Genomic DNA, 16,059 nt, shown 5'->3' with positions numbered 1-16,059 from the left:
ACCCTCCGGGGATTATCAACTATGATTGATAAATCGGAAATGAGAATAGTTTGTCAACCATGATTGATAAAAAAGACGGCGCCTTTCTGGGACAAAACATCAAAGGCATAATGATGACATTAATCGCGCGCTGGAACGGGCAAATGGATGCAGCCCGCGCCAATACGGAGTTTGCCGATGTACGCCCTGCGGACATGCGCCTCTTTGCACAACTTCGCGGACGCACCGTGCGGTTGTCTGAAATCCATCGGGAAATGGGGTTCTCACGCCAGGCCGCGCAGCAGGCGGTGGAGCGTCTGATCCGCCATGACATGGTTGCCGTCGCCGTAGATCCCAACAGCAAACGCGACAAGATCGTCTCCATCACAGCCAAGGGTCAGCGCTGGCGTTCCATCGCTGCAGAGCAAATTCGCCTGATTGAAACAGAGATTAGCGAAACCCTTGGGGAGGCGGGTAAGGAAGAATTGCGCCGCAGCCTACTTTCACTTGCGGCACTGTAATCCGCCACATGCCCACAACCTCTCCCTGAAATTACAGAGAATTACAAAACAAAAAGGCGGCCACAGGGGCCGCCTTTCCACCGATTGGAAACGGTGTTTTCAGCCGTCGAAATCAACTTCTTCGATCAGCTTGAGTGCCTCGGAGCGATGCCCTGCGAGTGTCATCAGGTTCACATCATCCGGCGTAAATTCACCCCAGCTTTGCACCAGCGGATCGGCTTCCATATTTGGTGCAATCGGGTATTCAAAGTTGGCAGAAGCATAGACTTCCTGCGCCTTGGACCCTGTGAGGAACTCCATCATCTTGAGGGCATTGTCCTTATTGGGTGCCGCCTTGGTGAGTGCGATACCAGAGATGTTCACATGTGTGCCAGCGCCCTCGAAGGTTGGGAACACGATGTTCACGCTATCCGCCCAGGCCTGCTGCTCTTTGTCTTTGAGCATTTTGCCCATGTAATAGGTGTTGCCCACAGCGATGTCACATTCCCCGGCCCAGATCGCTTTGACCTGCGCGCGGTCATTGCCCTGCGGTTTGCGCGCAAGGTTGGACTTCACGCCCTCAAGCCATGTTTTGGCCCCTTCCGCACCATGATGTTCAATAACGGCAGAAGTCAGCGCCACGTTGTAGGCATGGGTGCCCGAACGGGTGCAAATGCGGCCTTCCCATTTGGGGTCTGCGAGATCTTCATAGGTGGTCACTTCGCCGTCAGCCACACGGTCTTTAGAGGCATAGATGATGCGCGCACGGGTGGTCAGACCAAACCAGTGGCCTTCGGGATCGCGATAGGCTTCCGGCACGTTGGCCGCAATCACATCACTCACGACCGGCTGTGTCACGCCAGCATCCACCACCGCATTCAAGCGGGAGATGTCAACAGTCAGCACCAGATCAGCAGGGGAACGATCACCCTCGGCCACCAGACGCTCAACCATGCCTTTTTTGAGGTAGGCCACATTGACCTTGATCCCTGTCTCCTCGGTAAAGGCATCCGTCAATGGTTTGATCAACTCAGGCTGACGATAGGAGTACACATTGACTTCTTCAGCCAGCGCCGGAACCGCAACACCGCCAAGCGCGGCTGCCATGGCAAAGGTCTTCAAGGAACGCATTTCACATCTCCACGTTTCAAAATCCTTATGGCGCTTAAACCTGAGAGGAATTGTCGGGTCAACTGATCTATCTTGTCGCATCTCGAAACGCCTGCGCCCCGCAGAATAAGTGCTATGTTATTATTAACTTTTATTGATCGAAACCGTGCAACCTCGCGGATTTGTGAAGAGAAGAATTCCGACAAAATTGCTTGACTTAACCCGTCAGTTCGTCGAGTGAAACAGTCAGGATAAAACTTGAGTATAACGCTCAAGTTGGGAGACGGGAGACAGTTCATGTCCAAAACACTTTTGAAACTCACAACCAGCCTCGTCGCAGGTGCGTTTATTGCAACCGCCGCCACCGCAGCTGACACCTATGGCCCCTTCCCCGTGACCGTGAAAGGTTACGAAGGCGACAAGACAAACTCTGTCTCCTACACCGGCCAGATCGCGCGCCACGCGCTGCATGACAGCCTGAAGAAGGCCGCGGCCAAAGGTGACGGCGGCGCAAACGCTGCAGAGGTTGAAGCCATGTTGCTGGCCTACTTCAACGGCTCCGACGAAGACCTCGCCATTCTGGCACCTGCCTCCAAGGACGGTTTCCCGGTAAAGCAATCCACCGTGAACGAAATCTCCAAAGGCAAAAACATCTCCGGCAAGTTCTACAATGGCGCAATGCCTGCGTGGCCTGGCAATGTCTCCGGCCAAGAGGCCGTGCTGCACATGATCAAACACGCGGCACAATCCAACGGCGGCTTTGACGCAGAAAACGGTTATGACTGGGGTCAGATCATCTCCAAGTACACCATGGGCGCCATGATGTATAACCAAGCCGTCGACAACTATCTCGACGAAAAGCTGGAAGCGGACAACAAGCCAAACGACAAGCCTTACAAAGACGGCGCGTATTACACTGGCAAAGAGCATTCCTGGGATGAAGCTTTCGGTTACTGGGGTGGCCCGGCACACACCATGAGCCTGACGCCAAAGCAGGCTTACGGCATTGCCAAAGGCAAGGATCTGGCCGCAGCTGACGCGGACGGCGACGGTGTGGTGGACCTGAAATCCGAACATGTGTTCGGCCCGGCTTACTACGCTGCGGGCGCAGACAAAGGTGGCACACAGTCCACCAACTACATGCACACCATCATGCAGGCCTTCATTGACGGTCGTCAGTTGATCGCAGACGCCAAAGGCGAAGCTCTGACCGATGCACAGCGCAGCGAGTTGAAAGCCTACGCTGAAGTGATTGAGAGCAACTGGGAAAAAGTGCTGGCGGAAGCAACCTTCAAATATGCGGGTTCGGTCTACAAAGACATCGCCAAAATGGGGTCCCTGGAAGGCGAAGAGCTGGCCAAAGCGTACCGCAACTACGTGAAGCACTGGGGTGAGCTGAAAGGCTTCGCTATGGCGCTGCAGACCGGCAAAAACAACCTCGGTGGCACCGCAACCGAGCTCAACAAGCTGATCGGCTACGGCCCTGTCACTCTGGACAACACCTATGTGACCGGCATCGACGCAGATGGCAACTTCCTGCGTGAGCGCCGCGCCACCTGGAGCGACTACCAACTGCAGATGCTGCAGGCACAGAAACTGCTTAAAGACACCTTTGGTCTGGCATCCCTGACCAACGATGCAACGGCAGATCTTGAGTCTCTGGCTGGCAAACTGTCCTCTGACAGCAATGCCGAAACAGACTAATCTTCGCCAATAGGGCAAGACGTGAGGGCGCCCTGCATCAGGGCGCCCTTTTTTAATTTCTGATCTTTACTGGCGGGAACATAGACAATGGAAGTTTGGGACAATCTGATCTGGATCGTTCAGGATTTTGTAGATCCTCGCAAACGGGTGTTTGTCGGATACCTCTTCCTGTCTCTGGTCATCGCCTTTGTCTGGATGTGGTGGGTGGGGCGCAGAAATCCAGACAATACCAAGCGCAGCTCCTTGCGGCGCCTCTTTGACAAGCGCATCTTTTTTTCAAACTCCGCCAAAGCCGACTACAAGATCTTTGTGCTCAACCGCCTGTTCAGCGGGTTTATTTCGCCGCTGCTACTGACACAGGTCGGCATTGCAACAGGCATGTTCTATCTGCTCCACGATCAGGACTGGATACGCTCCGGCGCATTTGGCAACACGCCCAAAGCCTTGGTTGTGGCGTTGTTTTCACTGACCATGTTTGTGGTGGATGACTTCACCAAATACCTTCTGCACCGCTGGATGCACCGCTGGCCGGCGCTTTGGTCACTGCACAAGGTACATCACTCTGCAACGACCATGACGCCCATCACCGTCTACCGTGTGCATCCACTTGAAGGTGTGCTCTACGGCGCGCGCGGAGCCGTGGCGCAGGGCAGCACGATTGGTCTGTTTATCTTTCTCTTTGGTAATACCGTGGATCTTTACACAGTGGTTGGCGTCAATGTGCTGGTCTTCGCCTTCCATGTAACCGGATCCAACCTACGCCACAGCCATGTGGATATTCACTACTGGCCATGGCTGGAGCGCATTCTGATCTCACCCGCGCAACATCAATTGCACCATTCCGTTGCCGAAGAACATCATGACAAAAACTTTGGCGCGGCCCTCGCGGTCTGGGACTGGCTGTTTGGCTCGCTGCACCTCTCTGAGCGAGAAAAGGATCTGACATTTGGATTGGACGGACGGGATGCGGATTATGAAGCGGATCTTGGCACGATCTACTTCCGCCCTTTCAAAGAAATTGGGCGGTTTTTCAAACGTCGTGCCACGCGTTTGTGGCACACAGTGCCCAAACGCTCTTCGCCGGCAGCCCCCCGCAAGGATGCCTAGGAGCGGCGCGCTTTCTCCTCTGCTTTCACAACGTCCCAAAGCGCGTCCATCTCGGCAAGATCACTTTCCTGCGGGGTCTTCCCCCTTGCTTTAAGCTTGGCCTCCACCCCTTCAAAACGCCGGACAAACTTGGCGTTTGTCGCCCTAAGCGCCGCCTCAGGCTCCACATTCAAATGCCGCGCAAGGTTGGCCATCACAAAGAGCATGTCACCAAACTCTTCTTCGACCTCTGCCTGCGTCAAGGTCTCACGCGCCTCCACCAGCTCCCCGGCCTCTTCGACAATCTTTTCGAGCACATGAGACACATCGGGCCAGTCAAAGCCGACCCGTGCCGCCCGTTTCTGCAACTTCACCGCCCGCAGCAAGGCTGGCAGGCCCAGCGCCACCCCATCAAGCGTGCCACCCTGTGCCTTCCCTGCCCGTTCCGCAGCCTTCACGGCTTCCCAATCCCGGACCTGCTGCTCAGCGGATTTCTCCCGATCTTCATCGCCAAAGACATGCGGATGGCGTGCCACCATCTTGTCAGACATGGTGTCGGCAATCTCATCAAAGCTGAACAACCCCTTTTCCTGCGCCATCTGCGCATGAAACACCGTCTGAAACAACAAATCCCCCAGTTCCCCTTTCAACTCCCCCCAGGCTTCCTGCTCAATCGCGTCGGCAACTTCATAGGCTTCCTCAATGGTGTAAGGCGCAATGGTGCCAAAATCCTGCTCGATGTCCCAAGGGCAGCCGGTTTCCGGATCGCGCAGACGCCGCATAATCTCAAGCAGACGCGGCATGCCGCCATTCGGGTTCAGGATAAGGGGATCTTCGGCCATTGCGCTGCGCTCCAGTCTTTGGTTTGACGGCATCTGAGCGAAATGAGTGAGGGGAGTCCAGTCATGCCGATTGTAAATCGCATTGCAGACTACGCAGAAGAGATGAAAACATGGCGCCGGCACCTGCACGCGCATCCAGAACTGGCATTTGATTGCTTTGAAACCGCAGCCTTCGTGGTCGAGCGGCTGAAAGAATTTGGCGTGGATGAAATCCATGAAGGCATCGCCAAGACGGGCATCGTTGCCCTCATCAACGGCCAAGGCGACGGCCCCACCATCGGCCTGCGCGCCGATATGGATGCGCTGCCGATGCAGGAAATCACCGGATTGGATCACGCCAGCACTGTTGATGGCAAGATGCACGCCTGCGGCCACGATGGGCACACCACCATGCTCTTGGGGGCCGCAAAATATCTGGCGGAGACCCGCAATTTCTCTGGCCGGGTGGCGTTGATCTTCCAACCTGCCGAAGAAGATGGCGGCGGCGGCAACATCATGGTCCAAGAAGGCGCGCTGGACCGTTTTGATGTGAAAGAGGTATATGCCTTGCACAATGTGCCCGGCGTGCCGGTTGGCAGCTTTCACACCCGCCCCGGCCCGATCATGGCCTCGGTGGACACTTTCACCATTCGCCTTCAGGGCAAAGGCGGGCATGGCGCCTACCCGCAGGAAACCATCGATCCGGTTGTGGCGGCTGTGGCCATGGTCAACGCCATCCAGACCATTGTCAGCCGCAACCATGACACCCGCGACGAAGCCGTGGTGTCTGTCACCCAAATACACGTCGGCAGCGCAAACAATGTGATCGCGGATGACGGCTTCATCAACGGCACCATCCGCACGTTTGACAAAGACGTGCAGGCGATGATCCACCGCCGTCTGCATGAAATCACCCAAGGCACAGCCGCCGCTTATGGGCTGACAGCGGAACTTGATCTGGAAATTGATTATCCAGCAACGGTCAACCACCCTGACCAGACAGCCTTTGCCGCTGATGTGGCGCGCGCCATTGCAGGTGCGGAAAATGTCGATGCCAACCAGCCCATGGAAATGGGTGCGGAAGATTTCTCCTATATGCTGGAGGCCCGTCCGGGCAGCTATCTGTTCCTCGGCGCAGGGGAAGGCGCTGGCCTGCACCACCCCGCCTTTGACTACAACGATGAGATTTCCCCCATCGGCGCGTCGTTTTTTGCCAAACTGGTAGAAACAGCCCAGCCGCGTTGAGCAAACACCTCCCCCCAAACACCACAGGGCGCTTTGCACAGGAAGCGCCCTGTAAAGGACCTTTATCCCCAACAAATAGGTCGCTCAACGAAGCATCGGAACTCTTTGGGCTTGACCTTTTTGTCCCATTTGCGAAATTTGATCAAATTTTGAAAATGAGGACATCCCATGGCGCTCGAAGATGCCAAAACCCAGGTCGACAATGCTTTCACCCGCGACAAGCGGCGCGGGCTGAGCTTTGAAAACACCTTTGGCGGGGCGACTTCCTTCCTGCGACGGCGCTATAGCAAAGATCTCAGTGGCGTGGATATCGCCGTTACTGGCGTGCCTTTTGACATGGCCGTGACCAATCGCCCGGGCACCCGGCTTGGGCCCCGTGCGATCCGCGAAGCCAGCGCCATTCAGGCTTTTGATCCGCCCTATGGCTGGGGCTATGATCCCATGACCGAACTCAGCATTGTGGACTATGGCGATCTGGCCTTTGACTACGCCCGCGTGATGGAATTTCCGGAAACACTGACCAACCACATTCGCACCATTCTCGACAGCGGCACGGCCAGCATTGCTTTGGGGGGCGATCACTACATCACCTACCCCATCCTGAAGGCCTATGCCGAGAAATACGGGCCGATGAGTCTTTTGCAGTTTGACGCCCATACCGACACTTGGGCGGATGATGAACCCAACCGCATCGACCACGGCACCATGCTTTACAAAGCTGTCAAAGACGGTCTGGTCGATCCATCGCGTTCGGTTCAGGTGGGCATCCGCACGGAGAATCCCGACACGCTGGGCTTTAACATTATTGATGCACGAGAAGTGCATGTGAACGGCCCCGTGGCTGTCGCAGAAAAGATCAAAGGCATTCTCGGGGAGCATCCGACCTATCTGACCTTCGACATTGATGGGCTTGATCCAGCCTTTGCGCCCGGCACAGGCACGCCGGTCTGGGGCGGGCTTTCCAGTGGGCAGGCCAGCATCATTTTACGTGACATTGCTGGCATCAATATGGTCGGTGGCGATGTTGTCGAGGTTTCCCCGCCCTTTGACACAACCGGAGCCACCGCCGTTGCAGGTGCGCATGTGGCACTTGAATTGATCTGTCTTTGGGGCTGGAACCGTCGCAACTGCCGCAACGGAACCACCTGAAACAGCAAGAGTTTGTCCACCCTGCGGCCAGATACGGCGTCCGCTCTGTCGCGCCGTGGGGTATACTGTTCATGATTCTTCACCACTGGGTATTGTGAAATGAGGGCAAAAATGGCGATCGTAATTGGACTGATTGTATTCCTAGCAGCTGGCTTGGCCTATGTGAGACTGGCGCCAAGCGATCCGGCCAAATGGCACCGCGATGTCCAGATCAACCATGACAGCAACTCTGAAAACAGCGTCCGCCGGATGGTTGTGACGGGCAGTGATGGGCTGGCCAAATTTGCAGAGATCGCCGCCCAAACACCAAATACCAGCGTGCTGGCCGGATCTGTCGAAGAGGGCATGATCACCTTCATCACCCGCACGAAAGTGATGGGATACCCGGATTACACCACCGCAATTCAAGATGGCGAACTGCTCAAAATATTCGGGCGGTCGCGGTTTGGCCTAAAGGATTTTGGCGTGAATGCCGCGCGGGTGGACGGCTGGATCGAAGCTTTGTAAAGGCGCTGAAGGGGAAGGCTTGAGCAGCCCCGAACTCAAACATCCCGGTGAAATTTCGCGCCACATAGGCACATTGAGCGACATCTGGCATTGCGCCATGAACATGCGCCCATCCACCTGAAGGCAGATCATTTCCCCCACCTCAACACGTTGGCCCTGTTTGTCGGTGCAGTAACAATCCACCGGCACACCATTAATGACGCCATCCGCCCAAGCAGGCGTGGCCAAGAGTGCCAACATCGCCAAAAACCGTGTCATGGGGTGATCCTACACCACAACACGCTCTTGACCAAATCCGCGGATTGTCCCACTTAGCGACATGGTTCCGATAGAGCGACTTCTCCAGATCACCCAGCGTTTTGAGTTTATTGAAGCGCAAATGGCCGAAGGCGGCGGCGATATTGCCGCGCTGGCCAAGGAATATGCTGAGCTTAAACCTGTGGTGGAACAGGTGCAGGCCTACCAGAAATTGGTCAGTGATATCGGCGAGGCCGAAGACATGCTTGGCGATCCTGATATGAAAGATCTCGCAGAAGAAGAGCTGCCCGCATTGCGCGCCGCCCTGCCCGATGCCGAACATGCGCTGCAACTGGCGCTCTTGCCCAAAGATGCCGCAGATGCGCGTCCTGCCATTTTGGAAATCCGGCCCGGCACCGGCGGCGATGAGGCCGCGCTCTTTGCCGGAGATCTGCTGCGCATGTATCAGCGCTACGCAGAGGCGCGCGGCTGGAAGCTTGAGATCCTCGAAGAAAACGCCACCGAACTGGGCGGCATCAAAGAGGTTGTCGCTCATATCAACGGTGACAATGTTTTTGCCCGCATGAAATATGAATCCGGCGTGCACCGGGTACAGCGCGTGCCCACCACGGAAAGCGGCGGGCGTATCCACACCTCTGCCGCCACTGTGGCTGTGCTGCCGGAAGCTGAAGATGTGGACATCCAGATTGATGCCAATGACATCCGCATAGACACCATGCGCGCCTCAGGCTCGGGTGGACAGCACGTGAATACCACCGACTCTGCCGTGCGCATCACCCACCTGCCCACGGGCATCATCGTGACCAGCTCGGAAAAGTCGCAGCACCGCAACCGCGAGATTGCCATGCAGGTGCTCAAAACCCGCCTGTTTGATCTGGAACGTCAACGTCTGGCGGATGAACGCGCCGCTGAGCGCGCCGGTCAGGTTGGTTCGGGCGACCGCTCAGAGCGCATCCGCACCTATAACTTCCCGCAAGGCAGGATGACCGACCACCGCATCAACCTCACACTTTATAAGCTGGATGCGGTGATGACCGGAGATCTGGATGAAACCATTGATGCCTTGACCGCAGATGCGCAGGCAACTGCACTGGCGGAGATGGAAGGGTGAGCCTCACCATCGCGGCGCTGATCGCGCAAGCAGTTGAGCGGTTGAAATCCGTCGGTTTTGAGGATCCTGGAAGAGAGGCGCGGCTTCTGGTGGCAAAAGCCACAGAGATTTCAGCCGCAAGGCTGTCACTGGAAGCGCGGGAAGCAGCCACTGAGCAACAACAATCCACACTGAATTCGCTTCTGGCGCGCCGTGTGGCACGCGAACCAATGTCGCATATCATTGGACAGCGGGCATTCTACAAACATGACTTCAAAGTCACTGCTGACACGCTGGACCCGCGCCCGGAAACCGAAGCGCTGATCTTAGCTGCACTTGAGCGCCCTTTTTCTCGGCTTTTGGATCTTGGCACAGGCACGGGCGCAATCGCGTTTTCACTGCTTGCCGAGCGCCCAACGGCCACTGGCATTGCCACCGACCTCTCTCAGGGCGCGCTGAGCGTGGCGCGTGAAAATGCCGTTGCAGTGGGCGTGGCGGATCGGGTCGAACTAATCCAAAGCGATTGGTATGCACATGTCAGCGGCACCTATGACCTGATTGTCTCCAACCCGCCCTATATTGCACTGGAGGAAATGCCCTCACTGGCCCCGGAGCTGTCTTATGAGCCGCGCATGGCCCTCACCGATGAGGCGGACGGGCTGACGGCCTATCGCAAAATTGCAGCGGGTGCACCGGCTCACCTCACCTCCGGCGGTTGGCTAATGGTGGAAATTGGCTGGCAACAAGGCACCGATGTGGCCGCGCTTTTTGAAGCCGCTGGTCTGAAAAATATCGCCGTTCTGCCGGATCTGGATGGGCGTGACCGTGTCGTGACCGGGCAAAACCTGTAAATTCCGCATCAAAATTGCGAATTTAGAAAGTTTCCGGTGCGAAAAGGCCTTGTGCGAAGTCCCAAGGCGCAATATCAAGTTGCTGTCCTTTTGGTGGATGCCCGGTTTCGGGCGGTCCCGAAAAGACATCAAGCCAAAAATTTGTCGCCCCCGGAAATTTTGAGCGCAAGAGGCGTGAAACGGGACGAGCGACCGCATTTGACCAAGGCTGGATTGCAGAAAACATGAGATCTTCGAAGTCACGTTCGCGGAACAAGTCAAACCGCAACCGTCCCTCCGGGAATATCGTCAACCGTGTGTTTGACAGCTCCGGCCCGGAAGGCAAGGTGCGCGGCACCCCTCAGCAGGTGATCGACAAATACAATCAACTCGCGCGCGATTCGCAGTTGAGCAATGACCGTGTCGCCACTGAAAACTTCCAACAGCACGCGGAGCATTACCAACGCATGCTAAATGAAGCGCAGCGCGAGCAAGAAGTCCGCCGCGAAGAACAGGAGCGCCAAAACCGGGAACGCCAGGCAGAGCGTGATCGCGAGCGCCGGGAGCGCATGGAGCGTCAGGAACGTGAGGCCAATGGCGATCAGCCACAGCCTGCGGCCGAAGCGGACGCCATGGCGCTTGCGGTGGATCCATCGGAAGCCGATCAACCGGATCTGATCGTCGATGTAGCAGAGAGCGGCCTTGTGGAAACGCCGGAGGCAAAATCAGAAGAGCCCAAGCCGGCTCCGAAGAAAGCGCCTCGCAAGCGTGCTCCACGCAAAAAAGCCCCGGCGGCCAGCGCGAAAGCTGAAGAGAAAAGCAATGCCAGCGCCGAGCCGGCGAAGCCCGCAGAAGAGAGCAAAGCAGCTGAATAAGCAGCCCTCTCTTTGACGTTCACAAAAGCTGTGAAACCCCCGATGATACCATCGGGGGTTTTTATTATGGATCAGGCGCGGGCCAGAACCTGATCAATCATCGCCTGCAAGCCACGCGCCTGCTCTAATGGCCACGCATAGCTTTCAGAAGACCGCAACGCCCTGCCAAAGGCCTCAACCTGTCGCACGTATTGGTTCACGCCGGGAAAGCGCATGACCTCCCGCGTAAGATCCGGACGCGACAAGACCACCTCGGCCTGATCAAACACACCTGCATTGAAGGGGCAGCTGAGACTGATCACACCCCTGTCTCCATGAAAATGCACCTCCTGCCGTGGCGCCATGCGAGTGCCGGTGTAGCCCTGAAACGTGAACCCTTCAAAGGCAAACCCCATATCAGCAAAGACATCGACACCATCCTGCATCTGAATGCGCGCGTAGTCCAATGACAGGGGCTCTTGGCCTGTCACGTAGCGCGCCCCGCCCAGCACATAACATCCGATGTCCCGCAGGCCACCGCCGCCTATGTCGGCCTGATTACGGATATTTCCAGCGTCGTCGTTAAAGTAGGAGAAGACCGCGTTCACGTGGCACAAATTGCCAATGGCCCCGCTCTCAAGCAGAGCCTTGGCACGCTGCCATTGTGGGTGATGTATGATCATAAAGGCCTCAGCGGCCAGCAGGCCAGCCGCATCACGTGCCGCAATCAGCCGGTCAATTTCGGCCACATTCATCCCTACCGGCTTTTCAATCAGCACAGGCTTGCCCGCCTCAAGCGCCTTTATGCCCCACTCCACATGCAGATGGTTGGGCAACGGAATGTAAACCGCATCAATCTCAGGATCATCCAAAAGCGCGTCATAGCTGTCATGGTGGCGCAGCCCCGGCGCAAATTGCGCGAATTTGGCCACTTTCTCGGCGCTGGAGCTGGCAACGGCTGCCAGCTCAGCCCCAGAAGCCGCATGAAGAGCAGGCCCCATGTGTTTCAGGGCAAAATTTGCGGCCCCCAATATGCCCCAGCGAATTGGTGAATCTGTCATGTTAGCGCCCTCTCCCTCTGGTGCTCGCAGCCTAATGGGCGCGCAACACCACAGGCAAGAGCCGCACATAAAAAAGCCCCGGAGCCAAAGGCTGCAGGGCGATTTCTTTTTAGCGTGGCGCACAGTCAGCGGCTTAAGCGCCTGCAAGCATCCCACGGGATCCTGCAAGCTCACGCATGCGCTTTTGCAGTTTTTCAAATGCACGCACTTCAATCTGGCGGATACGTTCCCGGCTCACGTCATATTGCCCGCTGAGATCTTCCAACGTTACAGCTTTCTCGGCCAGACGGCGCTGGGTAAGAATATCCTTCTCACGATCATTGAGCACTTCCATCGCTTCAACCAGCAACTCGCGGCGCGCCTCAAGCTCGTCACGCGCTTCATAGTCGCCTGCCTGGTCTGCGGTTTCATCCTCCAGCCAGTCCTGCCACTGCATGGTGCCTTCGCCTTCAGAACCAACCTGAGCGTTCAGAGAGGCGTCGCCACCAGACAGGCGCCGGTTCATAGAGATCACCTCATCCTGGGTCACCCCAAGATCATTGGCAATGCGCTCTACGTTTTCAGGGCGCAGATCCCCCTCTTCGAGCGCCCCAATGCGCGCCTTGGCTTTGCGCAGATTGAAGAACAGCTTTTTCTGAGCGGAGGTTGTGCCAAGTTTCACCATGGACCAGCTGCGCAGCACATATTCCTGAATGCTCGCACGGATCCACCACATGGCATAGGTCGCCAGACGGAAGCCCTTTTCAGGGTCAAACTTCTTCACGGCCTGCATCAGCCCCACATTGGCCTCAGAGATCACCTCCGCCTGCGGCAAACCATAGCCGCGATAGCCCATGGCGATCTTGGCCGCCAGACGCAGGTGGGATGTGACCATCTTGTGGGCCGCATCGGCGTCCTGCTCTTCGACCCAACGTTTGGCCAGCATGTATTCTTCTTCCGGCTCAAGCAGCGGGAATTTACGGATTTCTTGCAGATAGCGGTTCAGCCCGCCCTCTGGAGTCGGTGCCGGCAGATTCTGATAGTTGCTCATCTCAGTTGCCTCCCTAGATGTTTATCTCGTTAACATCCATTTAGGTTGCGCTAACGGCATTTCAACCGTTGCACGTTAATTTCTGACTCCAAGACTAGGTTTTTTTCAGGCCTGTTGGAATGGCTGTCGCGATTTTTCACAGGCATGTGCAGTTTGTTGCAAAGCCAGTTGATACGTCAGGCGCCGCCAAGATCCTCGATCAATTGCGCCATGTCTTGCGGCAAAGGGGCCTCAAATCGCAGGTGCTCTCCTGTGACGGGATGCTCAAAGCCAAGCACCGCCGCATGCAGGGCCTGCCGGGCAAACCCCTTGGCCGCAGCCGCGCCTTTGACGCCAATGGCTTTCTCCGCCAGCTTGCGCCGCCCCCCATAGACGGGATCCCCAACCAGCCCATGCCCAGCGTGGGCCATATGCACGCGAATCTGATGCGTGCGACCGGTTTCCAACCAGCATTCCACGAGGCAGGCCACTGAAGGCGCGCCAAAAGGCTGCACAATGCGCACCCGCGTGACGGCATGACGCCCGCCTTCAAACAGCACCGCCTGCCGCTGGCGGTCGGTTTTATGCCGCGCCAGATGGGTGGTGACCTTCATGATGTTGCCTGTTTCAAAATTCACCCCACGCACACCGCGCAGACGTGGATCATTGGCGTCAGGCACCCCGTAACAGACCGCACGATAATAACGTTCCACCGTGTGTGCCTCAAACTGGGCCGCAAGCCCCTGATGGGCGGCATCGGTTTTGGCCACAACCAAAAGCCCGCTGGTTTCCTTGTCGATACGGTGCACAATCCCCGGCCGCTTCATGCCGCCAACACCGGACAGCGTGTCGCCACAATGGTGCAGCAGCGCATTGACCAATGTGCCATTGGGGGTGCCCGGTGCCGGATGCACGACCATACCGGCAGGTTTATTGATGACGATCAGATCGGCATCTTCCCAAATCACCTCCAGCGGGATGTCTTCGGGGCCAATGTGGCTTTCCTCTGCCAGCGGCACGGTTATGGCGATGGTCTCCCCACCCACCACTTTGTGCTTGGGATCAGCCACAACGACACCATTCACCGTGACGGCCCCCTCCCCGATCAACTTGGACAGTCGGGTGCGGCTGAGACTGGCTTCCACTGGCACATCACGGGAAAGCGCCTTATCAAGGCGCTTGGGCGGATCTTCCGCAATCACAAATTCTACAAGGGCCTGAGCCATGGATGAGTCTCCAGAACCAATTGAGCCAGCCAACCTGCGCTTCCTGCGCCTGTTGGTAACGGGCATGACGGGGATTATGGTTGTCGGGCTTGTAACGCTGGTCGTGCTGCTTGTCATGCGCTTCCGTGACGATGGGCCGATCCTGCCGGAAAATCTTACTCTGGAGGATGGCGCGGTGGCGCAGGCCGTGACTATGGGAGATGGCTGGGTGGCGATTGTCACCACAGACAACCGTATCCTGATCCATGATCGTATCACCGGTGCGCAGCGACAGGAAATCACTCTGTCCCCCGGCGCGTTTGGGTCGACTGTCGAGGAGTAAAGGGACATTGTTAGAGGGGGCTTTGCCCCCAGCGCAGCAGGCTGCGCTTCCCCCAGAGTATTTCAGGTCAAAAGAACGTGGGATGTTGGCTTGGCGTATCGCAGGATGTGCCCACCTTGTCGCGCAACATGCTCAAAACGCGTGCGGGCATGCCTACAAGCTATATTCGTGGGTTTGTTTGGTGGGTGATGGTACCGCCTCCCCGGTTTGAACGGGGGACCTCTGGATCCACAATCCAGCGCTCTAACCAACTGAGCTAAGGCGGCCCTGTGAGGGGCGATTTACCGCCCCCTCACAGGGAATGCAAGCGCCTAAAACAGGAATTTGGCAGATTGTTTGATAAGTTTTTTGGAGAGCGGCCTTTTGCAGACTTTATCCTCAGGACCACACCCGTAAAAAGCCCACCAACCGCGACGCCCGCGCAAGCGAGCAGCCATGCCTCAACAGCAGTTCTTGCTATTGAAGACAGATCAGGCTAGGCGAGCGCGCAGCACAGGAGAAAACACATGGGCATCAACACCGAAAGCGAGATCGAAGCCAACCTGCAGATCGGCCCAACAGATCAGGGCTTTGTGCGCATCTACATTGAGGCAAAGGGCATTGAGATCCCGATGGATTTTGACCCCGAAGAAGCCGAAGAGATCGCCGAGGAAATCCGCGCCGCAGCAGCCACCGCACGTCAGGTCTCTAAGTAAACAAGCCAAAAAGCATCGGAGGGGTCAGCCCCTCCATCGCAGCGCAGCTATGTCTGCTCATCGGGCATTGGAGCAAGCTTGGGATCGCGGTAACGCTGCAGCCGGCGGGCGGCATCTGTGGCAAATTTCTGAATGATCTTTTTGCGCCGTGCGGGTGCCAGCTTATCCTCAGGGGCCATGCGGATGATTTCCGCATCATAAGCGTCCGCAAAGATCAGCCCGCTGCCCACTGGCAGGAGATCTGTGGGAAACTCTGTGTCCACCGCCCAGAAGTAGCGGTCGCACCACTCCAGATAGCCTTCCCACTTTGTGTCAGATTGAAAATCCGCCCGGCTGGATTTGCATTCAATCACCCAGAGTTCTCCTTTGGGGCCCAAGGCCATGACATCCACCCGCAAACCCCGCGTGGGGACAAATTCTTCTACTGAGACAAACCCATGGCCGCGCAGATGCCGCGCAACACCCCGCGCCAGCAGTTGGCCGGGTTGCAAAGAGGGCTGTGGAGTGAGCGGGTTTTCCTCAAACATGGGATAAATGTGAACATTTAGGGAACATTTTGCAAGCCCCGAATATGCTGGCCTTTGAATCCGCCGGCCTTTTCAGCCCCACCTCT

Annotated in this window: 18 protein-coding genes and 1 tRNA gene; 11 read left to right on the top strand and 8 right to left on the bottom strand. The window is 56.8% G+C overall.

From position 1 onward, the window contains the following. Positions 1–50: 50 nt before the first annotated feature. A complete protein-coding gene (locus tag SHM7688_RS13410; protein ID WP_149687242.1) occupies positions 51–500 on the top strand; it encodes a winged helix DNA-binding protein in 450 nt (149 codons plus the stop codon). 99 nt (positions 501–599) lie between these two features. Here SHM7688_RS13410 and SHM7688_RS13405 read toward each other — a convergent pair whose 3' ends face one another. Continuing rightward, entirely contained in the window at positions 600–1,610 is a 1,011-nt protein-coding gene (locus SHM7688_RS13405; protein WP_058240450.1) for a Fe(3+) ABC transporter substrate-binding protein, read from the bottom strand. Between the two features lie 276 nt (positions 1,611–1,886). On the opposite strand from SHM7688_RS13405, the gene SHM7688_RS13400 reads away from it, so the two are divergent. Continuing rightward, positions 1,887–3,293: a DUF4856 domain-containing protein gene (locus SHM7688_RS13400; protein ID WP_058240449.1), complete on the top strand. Its 1,407-nt coding sequence runs from the start codon at positions 1,887–1,889 to the stop codon at positions 3,291–3,293. 87 nt (positions 3,294–3,380) lie between these two features. Further along, a complete protein-coding gene (locus SHM7688_RS13395; RefSeq protein ID WP_058240448.1) occupies positions 3,381–4,400 on the top strand; it encodes a sterol desaturase family protein in 1,020 nt (339 codons plus the stop codon). Here SHM7688_RS13395 and mazG read toward each other — a convergent pair. Further along, positions 4,397–5,221 (bottom strand): nucleoside triphosphate pyrophosphohydrolase, encoded by an 825-nt coding sequence (mazG, locus tag SHM7688_RS13390; RefSeq protein WP_058240447.1) that lies wholly within the window; start codon positions 5,219–5,221, stop codon positions 4,397–4,399. The two genes, SHM7688_RS13395 and mazG, sit on opposite strands and share 4 nt — an antisense overlap. 63 nt (positions 5,222–5,284) lie before the next feature. Here mazG and SHM7688_RS13385 point away from each other — a divergent pair, with 63 nt between their 5' ends. The 3 genes from SHM7688_RS13385 (at position 5,285) to SHM7688_RS13375 (ending at position 8,101) form a co-directional block, all read left to right on the top strand. After that, complete coding sequence (locus tag SHM7688_RS13385; RefSeq protein ID WP_058240446.1) at positions 5,285–6,445, top strand: M20 aminoacylase family protein; 1,161 nt, start codon at positions 5,285–5,287, stop codon at positions 6,443–6,445. Positions 6,446–6,613: 168 nt separating this feature from the next. Next, positions 6,614–7,594, top strand: coding sequence for an agmatinase (gene speB / locus SHM7688_RS13380; RefSeq protein WP_058240445.1), 981 nt, complete (start codon positions 6,614–6,616; stop codon positions 7,592–7,594). A gap of 111 nt (positions 7,595–7,705) precedes the next feature. After that, positions 7,706–8,101, top strand: coding sequence for a DUF1499 domain-containing protein (locus tag SHM7688_RS13375; RefSeq protein ID WP_058240444.1), 396 nt, complete (start codon positions 7,706–7,708; stop codon positions 8,099–8,101). On the opposite strand, the gene SHM7688_RS13370 is transcribed toward SHM7688_RS13375, so the two are convergent. Continuing rightward, positions 8,045–8,359 (bottom strand): hypothetical protein, encoded by a 315-nt coding sequence (locus SHM7688_RS13370; RefSeq protein ID WP_058240443.1) that lies wholly within the window; start codon positions 8,357–8,359, stop codon positions 8,045–8,047. The genes SHM7688_RS13375 and SHM7688_RS13370 overlap by 57 nt on opposite strands. A gap of 61 nt (positions 8,360–8,420) precedes the next feature. Here SHM7688_RS13370 and prfA point away from each other — a divergent pair, with 61 nt between their 5' ends. The 3 genes from prfA to SHM7688_RS13350 all read left to right on the top strand — a co-directional run bounded on the left by prfA (position 8,421) and on the right by SHM7688_RS13350 (position 11,154). Then, on the top strand, positions 8,421–9,470 hold the full coding sequence (prfA, locus tag SHM7688_RS13365; protein WP_058240442.1) for a peptide chain release factor 1: 1,050 nt from the start codon (positions 8,421–8,423) through the stop codon (positions 9,468–9,470). Next, complete coding sequence (prmC, locus tag SHM7688_RS13360; RefSeq protein WP_058240441.1) at positions 9,467–10,300, top strand: peptide chain release factor N(5)-glutamine methyltransferase; 834 nt, start codon at positions 9,467–9,469, stop codon at positions 10,298–10,300. The genes prfA and prmC overlap by 4 nt, the downstream gene beginning before the upstream one ends. Positions 10,301–10,524: 224 nt before the next feature. After that, the gene (locus SHM7688_RS13350) at positions 10,525–11,154 is read left to right on the top strand and encodes a DUF4167 domain-containing protein (RefSeq protein ID WP_058240439.1); all 630 of its coding nucleotides are present in this window, start codon (positions 10,525–10,527) and stop codon (positions 11,152–11,154) included. Positions 11,155–11,225: 71 nt separating this feature from the next. On the opposite strand, the gene SHM7688_RS13345 is transcribed toward SHM7688_RS13350, so the two are convergent. The 3 genes from SHM7688_RS13345 to SHM7688_RS13335 form a co-directional block, all read right to left on the bottom strand. Next, positions 11,226–12,194, bottom strand: coding sequence for a Gfo/Idh/MocA family protein (locus SHM7688_RS13345; protein WP_058240438.1), 969 nt, complete (start codon positions 12,192–12,194; stop codon positions 11,226–11,228). Positions 12,195–12,327: 133 nt separating this feature from the next. Then, a complete protein-coding gene (rpoH, locus tag SHM7688_RS13340; RefSeq protein ID WP_058240437.1) occupies positions 12,328–13,224 on the bottom strand; it encodes an RNA polymerase sigma factor RpoH in 897 nt (298 codons plus the stop codon). A gap of 176 nt (positions 13,225–13,400) precedes the next feature. Further along, entirely contained in the window at positions 13,401–14,429 is a 1,029-nt protein-coding gene (locus tag SHM7688_RS13335) for an RluA family pseudouridine synthase (RefSeq protein ID WP_058240436.1), read from the bottom strand. Here SHM7688_RS13335 and SHM7688_RS13330 point away from each other — a divergent pair. After that, complete coding sequence (locus SHM7688_RS13330; RefSeq protein WP_058240435.1) at positions 14,428–14,751, top strand: DUF6476 family protein; 324 nt, start codon at positions 14,428–14,430, stop codon at positions 14,749–14,751. The genes SHM7688_RS13335 and SHM7688_RS13330 overlap by 2 nt on opposite strands. A gap of 189 nt (positions 14,752–14,940) precedes the next feature. Here the strand turns inward: SHM7688_RS13330 and SHM7688_RS13325 are convergent. Then, positions 14,941–15,017 (bottom strand) — tRNA-His (locus SHM7688_RS13325). A 240-nt stretch (positions 15,018–15,257) separates the two neighbouring features. On the opposite strand from SHM7688_RS13325, the gene SHM7688_RS13320 reads away from it, so the two are divergent. Continuing rightward, positions 15,258–15,446 carry a DUF6324 family protein gene (locus SHM7688_RS13320; protein WP_058240434.1) on the top strand — a complete coding sequence of 63 codons (189 nt, stop codon included), beginning with the start codon at positions 15,258–15,260 and terminating at the stop codon, positions 15,444–15,446. A 47-nt stretch (positions 15,447–15,493) separates the two neighbouring features. Here the strand turns inward: SHM7688_RS13320 and SHM7688_RS13315 are convergent, their stop codons facing one another. Beyond that, the gene (locus tag SHM7688_RS13315) at positions 15,494–15,973 is read right to left on the bottom strand and encodes an MmcB family DNA repair protein (protein ID WP_058240433.1); all 480 of its coding nucleotides are present in this window, start codon (positions 15,971–15,973) and stop codon (positions 15,494–15,496) included. Between the last annotated feature and the right edge of the window lie 86 nt (positions 15,974–16,059).

Source organism: Shimia marina (assembly GCF_001458175.1).
Lineage (GTDB): Bacteria > Pseudomonadota > Alphaproteobacteria > Rhodobacterales > Rhodobacteraceae > Shimia > Shimia marina.
The sequence above is the reverse complement of the archived record's forward strand: the minus strand, read 5'-3'. Positions and strand labels throughout refer to the sequence as shown.

What these genes read in the sequence shown, in the direction of transcription:
- SHM7688_RS13405 (WP_058240450.1), bottom strand. Translation starts at nt 1,610, where the DNA reads ATGCGTTCCTTGAAGACCTTTGCCATGGCAGCCGCGCTTGGCGGTGTT.
- SHM7688_RS13400 (WP_058240449.1), top strand. Translation starts at nt 1,887, where the DNA reads ATGTCCAAAACACTTTTGAAACTCACAACCAGCCTCGTCGCAGGTGCG.
- SHM7688_RS13395 (WP_058240448.1), top strand. Translation starts at nt 3,381, where the DNA reads ATGGAAGTTTGGGACAATCTGATCTGGATCGTTCAGGATTTTGTAGAT.
- mazG (WP_058240447.1), bottom strand. Translation starts at nt 5,221, where the DNA reads ATGGCCGAAGATCCCCTTATCCTGAACCCGAATGGCGGCATGCCGCGT.
- SHM7688_RS13385 (WP_058240446.1), top strand. Translation starts at nt 5,285, where the DNA reads ATGCCGATTGTAAATCGCATTGCAGACTACGCAGAAGAGATGAAAACA.
- speB (WP_058240445.1), top strand. Translation starts at nt 6,614, where the DNA reads ATGGCGCTCGAAGATGCCAAAACCCAGGTCGACAATGCTTTCACCCGC.
- SHM7688_RS13375 (WP_058240444.1), top strand. Translation starts at nt 7,706, where the DNA reads ATGGCGATCGTAATTGGACTGATTGTATTCCTAGCAGCTGGCTTGGCC.
- SHM7688_RS13370 (WP_058240443.1), bottom strand. Translation starts at nt 8,359, where the DNA reads ATGACACGGTTTTTGGCGATGTTGGCACTCTTGGCCACGCCTGCTTGG.
- prfA (WP_058240442.1), top strand. Translation starts at nt 8,421, where the DNA reads ATGGTTCCGATAGAGCGACTTCTCCAGATCACCCAGCGTTTTGAGTTT.
- SHM7688_RS13350 (WP_058240439.1), top strand. Translation starts at nt 10,525, where the DNA reads ATGAGATCTTCGAAGTCACGTTCGCGGAACAAGTCAAACCGCAACCGT.
- SHM7688_RS13345 (WP_058240438.1), bottom strand. Translation starts at nt 12,194, where the DNA reads ATGACAGATTCACCAATTCGCTGGGGCATATTGGGGGCCGCAAATTTT.
- rpoH (WP_058240437.1), bottom strand. Translation starts at nt 13,224, where the DNA reads ATGAGCAACTATCAGAATCTGCCGGCACCGACTCCAGAGGGCGGGCTG.
- SHM7688_RS13330 (WP_058240435.1), top strand. Translation starts at nt 14,428, where the DNA reads ATGGATGAGTCTCCAGAACCAATTGAGCCAGCCAACCTGCGCTTCCTG.
- SHM7688_RS13335 (WP_058240436.1), bottom strand. Translation starts at nt 14,429, where the DNA reads ATGGCTCAGGCCCTTGTAGAATTTGTGATTGCGGAAGATCCGCCCAAG.
- SHM7688_RS13320 (WP_058240434.1), top strand. Translation starts at nt 15,258, where the DNA reads ATGGGCATCAACACCGAAAGCGAGATCGAAGCCAACCTGCAGATCGGC.
- SHM7688_RS13315 (WP_058240433.1), bottom strand. Translation starts at nt 15,973, where the DNA reads ATGTTTGAGGAAAACCCGCTCACTCCACAGCCCTCTTTGCAACCCGGC.